Here is a 6,568-nt window from a genome sequence, read left to right on the forward strand (position 1 = left end):
AACGCGCGGCATCAATGGAAATCGCGGCTCGCGGTAGCCAGGTCGCCGAGCCATTCGCTCAGATCTTCCAGACGATGAGCAACGAGATGGACCACCTCGCCCTTGTGTTTCTGTCGCGCCCTGCCCGCCTGATTCGCGCGCGCCGCGCTCTCGTCCTGATTGCCGCCGGTGGCGACGCCGTCGTCGCGCTGCAAGACGCCATAGACGGCGAGCAGCGAAGCGCCCAGTAGCGCCTTGCGCTGCTTTTCCACCAGCGACGGCCAGACGATCACATTGATCGACCCAGTCTCGTCTTCGATGGAAACGAAGATGGTGCCGTTCGCGGTGCCCGGCCGCTGTCGCACGGTGACGATGCCGCATGCGCGCGCCAGCGTGCCGTGCCGGCACGCGGCGAGATCAGCGGCCGTGCGAAAGCGCTGTTGCGCAAGACGTGCGCGCAACAGCGCAAGCGGATGACGATTGAGCGTGAGACCGAGGCTCGCGTAATCGTCGATGATTTCGCGGCCTTCCGCTGCCTGCGGCAACACGAGTGGAGCTTCGGCGATTGGCGCATCGCGCAGCAACCTGGGCACGACGTGTTGCGCGGTCACGGCCCACCATGCTTCGCGCCGATGGCCCGCGATACTCGCCAGCGCATTCGCCGCCGCCAGCGCTTCGAGGTCGCGCCGCGTGAGCGCCGCGCGGCGCGCGAGATCGTCGACATTGGCAAACGGCGCCTCGCGGCGAGCCGCCATGATGCGCTCGGCGGCCGTCTGCGCGAGGCCCTTGATCAGATGCATGCCGAGACGCACGGCGGGACCGCGCGCGCCATACGTGCCGGACGGCTGCAATACGCGCGCGGTCAACCGTTTCGCGGCGCGCCGCACTGTCCGGCTCACCGTCAGGCGGCGCAGCGAAAGATCGCGCAATTGCTGCCCGGATAGCACGGCCTGCTGGCGATGCAAACAGGTTTCGCTCGAAGCGATCCGCCGCCCTTCCTGGCCGCGTTGTTCGAAGACCGACTCCCAGTCGCTCAGGGTCACGTCGGGCGGCAATACCTTGACGCCGTGGCGCTTCGCATCCTGCACGAGTTGCGACGGCGAATAGAAGCCCAGCGGCTGGCTATTGAGCAAGCCGGCCAGGAAGGCCGCCGGTTCATAGCGCTTTAACCACGCACTCAGATAGACGAGGAGCGCGAAGCTCGCCGCATGGCTCTCCGGGAAACCATACTCGCCGAAACCTTCGATCTGCTGGCAAATGCGCTCGATGAATTTCGGCTCGTAGCCGCGCGCCGACATGCGGTCGCTCAAATCCTTCTGATACTTCGCGAGATTACCGCTGCGGCGCCAAGCCGCCATCGCGCGCCGCAACTGGTCGGCCTGCTCGCCGGTGTATTTCGCTGCGACCATTGCCAGTTGCATGACCTGCTCCTGGAAAATCGGCACGCCGAGCGTGCGCTCCAGCACAGGGCGAAGTTCGTCTTTCGCATAGTCGACCGGCTCGAGGCCCTGCTTGCGGCGCAAATAAGGATGCACCATGCCGCCCTGAATCGGGCCCGGCCGCACGATCGCGACTTCGATCACGAGATCGTAGTACTTGCTCGGCTTCAGGCGCGGCAGCATGCTTTGCTGCGCGCGCGATTCGATCTGGAATACACCGACCGTGTCCGCATGACCGCACATTTCGTAGACGGCGCGGTCCTCGCGCGGAATGTCCTGCACACGGAATTGCGGAAAACCGCGTCTCAGCGCGACGAATTCCAGCGCCCGGCGGATGGCCGACAACATGCCGAGCGCGAGCACGTCGACCTTCAGCAGCTTGAGGGCGTCGATATCGTCTTTATCCCATTCGATCACGCTACGGTCTTTCATCGTCGCGTTCTCGATCGGCACGAGCCGCGAGAGCTTGTCTTTGGCGATCACAAAGCCGCCGACGTGTTGCGACAGATGGCGCGGAAAAAGACGCAACTCCTTCGTGAGACGGATCAGATTCTTCGTAATGTGAGAATTGGCGTCGAAGCCTGCTTCCGCCAGATAGCCGGCGACGGCCTCGGAGCCGTCCCACCATTGCTGCGACTTGCTGATTCGCTCGATCAACGAGGCCTCGAGACCCAACGCCTTGCCGACGTCTTTCAGTGCACTGCGCACATGATAGGTAATCAGCGATGCCGTCAGCGCCGCGCGATGACGCCCGTATTTCCCGTAGATGTACTGGATCACCTCTTCGCGGCGCTGATGTTCGAAATCGACGTCGATATCGGGCGGCTCGTTGCGTGCGCGCGAGATGAAGCGCTCGACCAGCATGTTCATGTGCACGGGGTCGATTTCCGTCACATGCAGGCAATAGCAGACAACCGAATTCGCCGCCGACCCCCGGCCCTGGCACAGAATGTTTCTCGATCGCGCGAAACTCACGATATCGTGAACCGTCAGAAAGTACTTTTCGTATTCCAGATCGGCGATCAGCTCCAATTCCTTTTCGATCTGACTGATGCGCTTCAGATCCATGCCGTTCGGCCAGCGCTCCATCGCCCCCGCCATGACGAGCTTGCGCAGATAGCTCGCCGGCGACTCGCCGACGGGCACCAGTTCTTCCGGGTACTCATACTTGAGTTCGTCGAGCGAGAAGCGGCATAGCGCGGCGATCGTCAGCGTTTCTTCGAGCGTATCGCGCGGATAGAGCCTGGACAGGCGTACGCGCGTACGCATATGCCGTTCGGCATTGGCTTCGAGTGCATGGCCGCATGCCGCAAGCGGCGTGTTGAGGCCAATGGCGGTCATGGTGTCCTGCAAAGGCTTGCGCGAGCGCGTGTGCATCAGAACGCCGCCCGCTGCAACCAGCGGCAAACCGCTCGCTTTTGAAATCGTCCGCAAGGCGTCGATCTGGAGATCGTCGCTGCCGGTTTGCCAAAGCTCGAGTGCAATCCACGATCGTTGCGCGGCGAACGAGGCAAGCCAGTGCGCGCAATGCAGCGTGTGCGACAGCGTGGCCGTGCGTTGCGGCACGAGAATCAGCACGCAATCGGGCAAAGTCCGCAGATGATCGAGATGCGGCAACGAATCGGTGAAATCGGACGGGCCCAACCGATAGCTGCCTTTCTCCGCGCGTGAGCGGGCGAGCGTGATCAGCTCGGAAAGATTGCCATAGCCGTTGCGATTGGTTGCAAGCGCAATCAGTGTGCAAAAAGGCTCGCCGGTTGCATCCGTCAGATTCAGTTCGCTGCCTATGATCAGATGAGGAAGCGGTTTCAACACCTCGTTTTCTTCGGCCTCCTGCTGAACCGCTGCGTCCAACGCTCCTTCCGGAAGCAGATCTGATTGCGACGCTTGCGCTCCTTGCAGCTTTTCCTCGATCTCTTTCCGTTGACGATTCTGCTCAGCCTTGATTTCCTTTAACGCCGTATGCGCGCGCACGACGCCCGCCAATGAACACTCGTCGGTAATGGCGAGTGCGCTATAGCCGTGCGACAGGGCGCGCCCGACGAGTTCATGCGGATGCGAGGCGCCACGCAAAAACGTGAAATTGGTCAGGCAATGCAACTCCGCATACGCGGGCAAGTTCGAGGCGGGCGGGCGCTGCGGGAGAAGCGAAGATACGGAAACTGTCATGATGTTCAACCGAACATACCCTGTAAATACCACTCGCCATTGATACGGTCGCGGAACACCCAGAACATATGGCCGCGGTCGTCGGCTGCGACGTAGTAATCACGCTCGACAAGATCGCCGTCCCACCACCCTGCCTCGATCCGCTCAGTGCGTGTGAGCATTTTCAGTGGCCGGCGATAAACAGGACGCTGGTCGCGCATCATCAGACGCAGTGGCTGATCGAGCATCCAGACCGGGCGAGGTTGCGAGGGCAATACACTGTCGGGCAGATTCAGCGATGTTTGTTGCGCTGTGGAAGCACTGGCGGTTTTTGCGTTGGCCGATGCCGATGGGCGCGGGATTGGCTGAGTTCCGGTTTCGGTTTCGGTTTCGGTTCCGGCCGCGCCCGAGGTGCGCGTTTCTTCCGCGGCGGCGTGCCGCAGCTCATCGGTGAGCCAGGTTTTATCCGCCTTGATTCTGGGCCGCGCCTTCGCCTGCGAACGCTTCTTGCGCGAGAACGCCTGTGCCTGGTACGCCTCGACACGCATTGCCCGCTCCGGGCGATGATCGTCCTGCACCGACATCTGCAGCACGTTCTCCGGACCCAGCCGTGCGCTCAAGCGTTCGAGCAGACGCGCGATCGATTCGCCGTCGGATTCCGGCATGGGGAACAGAGTGTCCGACTGGCCCGCATACTCGGCGATCTGATCGGCAATCAGCTTCAATTCGATGACCGGCGCGGCAAGAACAGTCTGATTCAACTTCTCTCGCAGCAGCCAGATGAGATGCTCGGCATCACGCGACGGGACGGCCCACGCGACCTTCAGGCTCGATGTCTTCGGTGCATGACGGGACGCCAATTCATGCTCGAGCAGCAACGTGTAACCGCTGAGCGCCGCATGATGCGCACTCAGCCAACCGGCCAACTGCACGAGCAGCCGACGCGCGGCGAACAGGAGCGCATCGGCGTTATCGACGCGCGACGGCAACTCCAGTTGCGCATGAAACGACGCCGGCGCGCGAAACGATTCACGCGGATCGGGGCGCGTGCCATACGCCTGCGCCAACAGATCGAGAATGCCGCTGCCAAAACGCCGCACCACGCCTGATCTTGGCAACTGCCGCAAATCGGCGAGCGTTGCGCATCCGACATGCCGAAACGCATCGCGATGAACCTGTGCCACCGGCAGCAGTGAAACAGGCAACCGGTCGAGCACACGTATAAGCGAAGCGTCCTTCATCACATGCCAACGACGCCCCTGCCGATCGGCGCGGGCCTGCGCCAATAGCCACGCGCCCCACGCCGTCGGCGCACAGGCGATGCGTGCGGTGTAGCCGAATTCGGCGACCGTGGCCGACACGCGCGACAACAAGGCCCGCAAGCCACCGAACAATCTCAAACCGGAGCCGACTTCCAGCAGCAAGGTATGCGCGTCGGCCAGCGAAACCTTCGGCGTGTAGGTCAACAAGGCAAGCGCGATGGCTTCGAATGCCTGAGTTTCGCGGGCGGCATCGGCGCTCAGCAGTTCGAGTCCGGGCGCCAATGCCACCGCGGACGAACGCGAATGACCGCGTTGTACGCCGGCATGCAACGCAGCGGCGTCAGGCAGCAGAATATGCGCGTGATCGGCGAGCGCATAACAGCGCGCCTCGGCGGCGCTTTCGGCTGCGCGCGACGGGCTTGCGTTGCCGCGCGGCTCACACCGATTCCGCTGCGCGGACGAACCATCCGGGAGCGGTATCAACGGCTTTACCGCTTCCAGCGACAAGAGAGGCAATGCGACGGCGATCCACAACATGTTGGGTCTCTAATACTTGATGGCTGCCCGCTCCGTCCTTCGGCAACAAGGCGCCTTGCAGAGGCAAAACGAGACGAAGAGGCTTGGCGAGCGGCGGTCCGCGGCGCTTGAAGATATCTATCGACAGACCAATCTCCTGGATCCACTGACGACGATTGATCGTCTCCGCATTAGCTGGCAGGAGCGGTTCACAGATCATGCGCAATGGCGCGGGCGACGATTGCGTAGCGGCCTCGACGGGGCGGATCAAAAATGCCAGAGCGCTCGACTCTAGAGCTGCAACTTGCAAACGCCGGACTTTATCGGCGCGCGCATTCGACAACCACACCAGAACCGCGCCGACGCCATCCTGCTTCAATGCCTGGGTGGCCGCCCACAGCGCCTTGTCTTCGTTCGAACGCACCCATAGGACGCGTTCGACATCGACGCCCCACGCCCTCAATGTCACGGCGCATGGCCGATAAGGAGGCGCCACGAGCATGACATGCCGCCCGGCCTGCTTCGTAAGATGACGAAGCGCGTTGGCCAACAAGCGCATTTCTCCTACGCCACAGTGTTCGACCAGCAACTCCGTCACGCTACTAGCCGGCCAGCCTTGTCCTGGCAACACGTGATCCAGCGCGACATAGCCGCTCGGCACTACCCTCGACTCTCCCTCGGCAAGCTCGTTGCCTTGCCACATGTGTCGTCGCAATTGCGATGACAGGGGAGTTGTCGCAAGCTGAATCGCTGCTGCCATAGACACGCTCGTTTAATAGGGAATGCTCCGCCCTGCCCGGCTTCGAGCAACTAGAGGCAATGAGTTTGTACTGTATATTTATACAGTATTTTGAGATTGCTGTTAAGGCAAGGTGAGCGAAGGCGTGCCCGGAAGGAAAGGGTGGACCTTTTCTTCAGAGTGCAGAGCGCACTATCCGCGATATAGAGCGAAGATGAAAACAAACGCCGACAAAAATGAGTTTTTGTCGGAAATTTTTTGGTGGAGATTTGTTAGAAATACGCTGATCTTAGACGAGTGCCTAAAATAGGGAAGGATTCAGAGACCGCAGCGAATGCTGTGCCGGAATATAGGAATATAGGGTAAGCGCCCGGGGAAGGCACGGCAGGTAGCGCTGGCGCGAGCTGAGGTTATATCGCGGCTACGTCAGGTTTCCAACGATGAGGCAGCAACTGGTCGATGTCAGCAGCGCGATGTGTTGGCAG

Annotated in this window: 3 protein-coding genes; all 3 read right to left on the reverse strand. The window is 61.5% G+C overall.

Features of this window, described 5'->3' with window-relative positions; genetic code table 11:
- Positions 1-11: 11 nt before the first annotated feature.
- Genes VOM14_RS21270 through imuA form a run of 3 tightly spaced genes read right to left on the reverse strand, consistent with a single transcriptional unit; the run spans position 12 to position 6,104 of the window.
- Positions 12-3,587: an error-prone DNA polymerase gene (locus tag VOM14_RS21270; protein ID WP_327630710.1), complete on the reverse strand. Its 3,576-nt coding sequence runs from the start codon at positions 3,585-3,587 to the stop codon at positions 12-14.
- A 5-nt stretch (positions 3,588-3,592) separates the two neighbouring features.
- Positions 3,593-5,365, reverse strand: a complete 1,773-nt coding sequence (locus VOM14_RS21275) for a Y-family DNA polymerase (RefSeq protein ID WP_327630711.1) — start codon at positions 5,363-5,365, stop codon at positions 3,593-3,595.
- The gene (imuA, locus tag VOM14_RS21280) at positions 5,265-6,104 is read right to left on the reverse strand and encodes a translesion DNA synthesis-associated protein ImuA (protein ID WP_327630712.1); all 840 of its coding nucleotides are present in this window, start codon (positions 6,102-6,104) and stop codon (positions 5,265-5,267) included. The genes VOM14_RS21275 and imuA overlap by 101 nt, the downstream gene beginning before the upstream one ends.
- Positions 6,105-6,568 lie beyond the last annotated feature (464 nt).

The organism is Paraburkholderia sp. MPAMCS5, from assembly GCF_036016995.1.
Classification (GTDB): Bacteria; Pseudomonadota; Gammaproteobacteria; order Burkholderiales; family Burkholderiaceae; genus Paraburkholderia.

Bases quoted from the DNA above. Each gene is read 5' to 3' on its own strand.
- VOM14_RS21275 (WP_327630711.1), bottom strand. From the start codon at position 5,365: ATGTTGTGGATCGCCGTCGCATTGCCTCTCTTGTCGCTGGAAGCGGTA.
- VOM14_RS21270 (WP_327630710.1), bottom strand. From the start codon at position 3,587: ATGACAGTTTCCGTATCTTCGCTTCTCCCGCAGCGCCCGCCCGCCTCG.
- imuA (WP_327630712.1), bottom strand. From the start codon at position 6,104: ATGGCAGCAGCGATTCAGCTTGCGACAACTCCCCTGTCATCGCAATTG.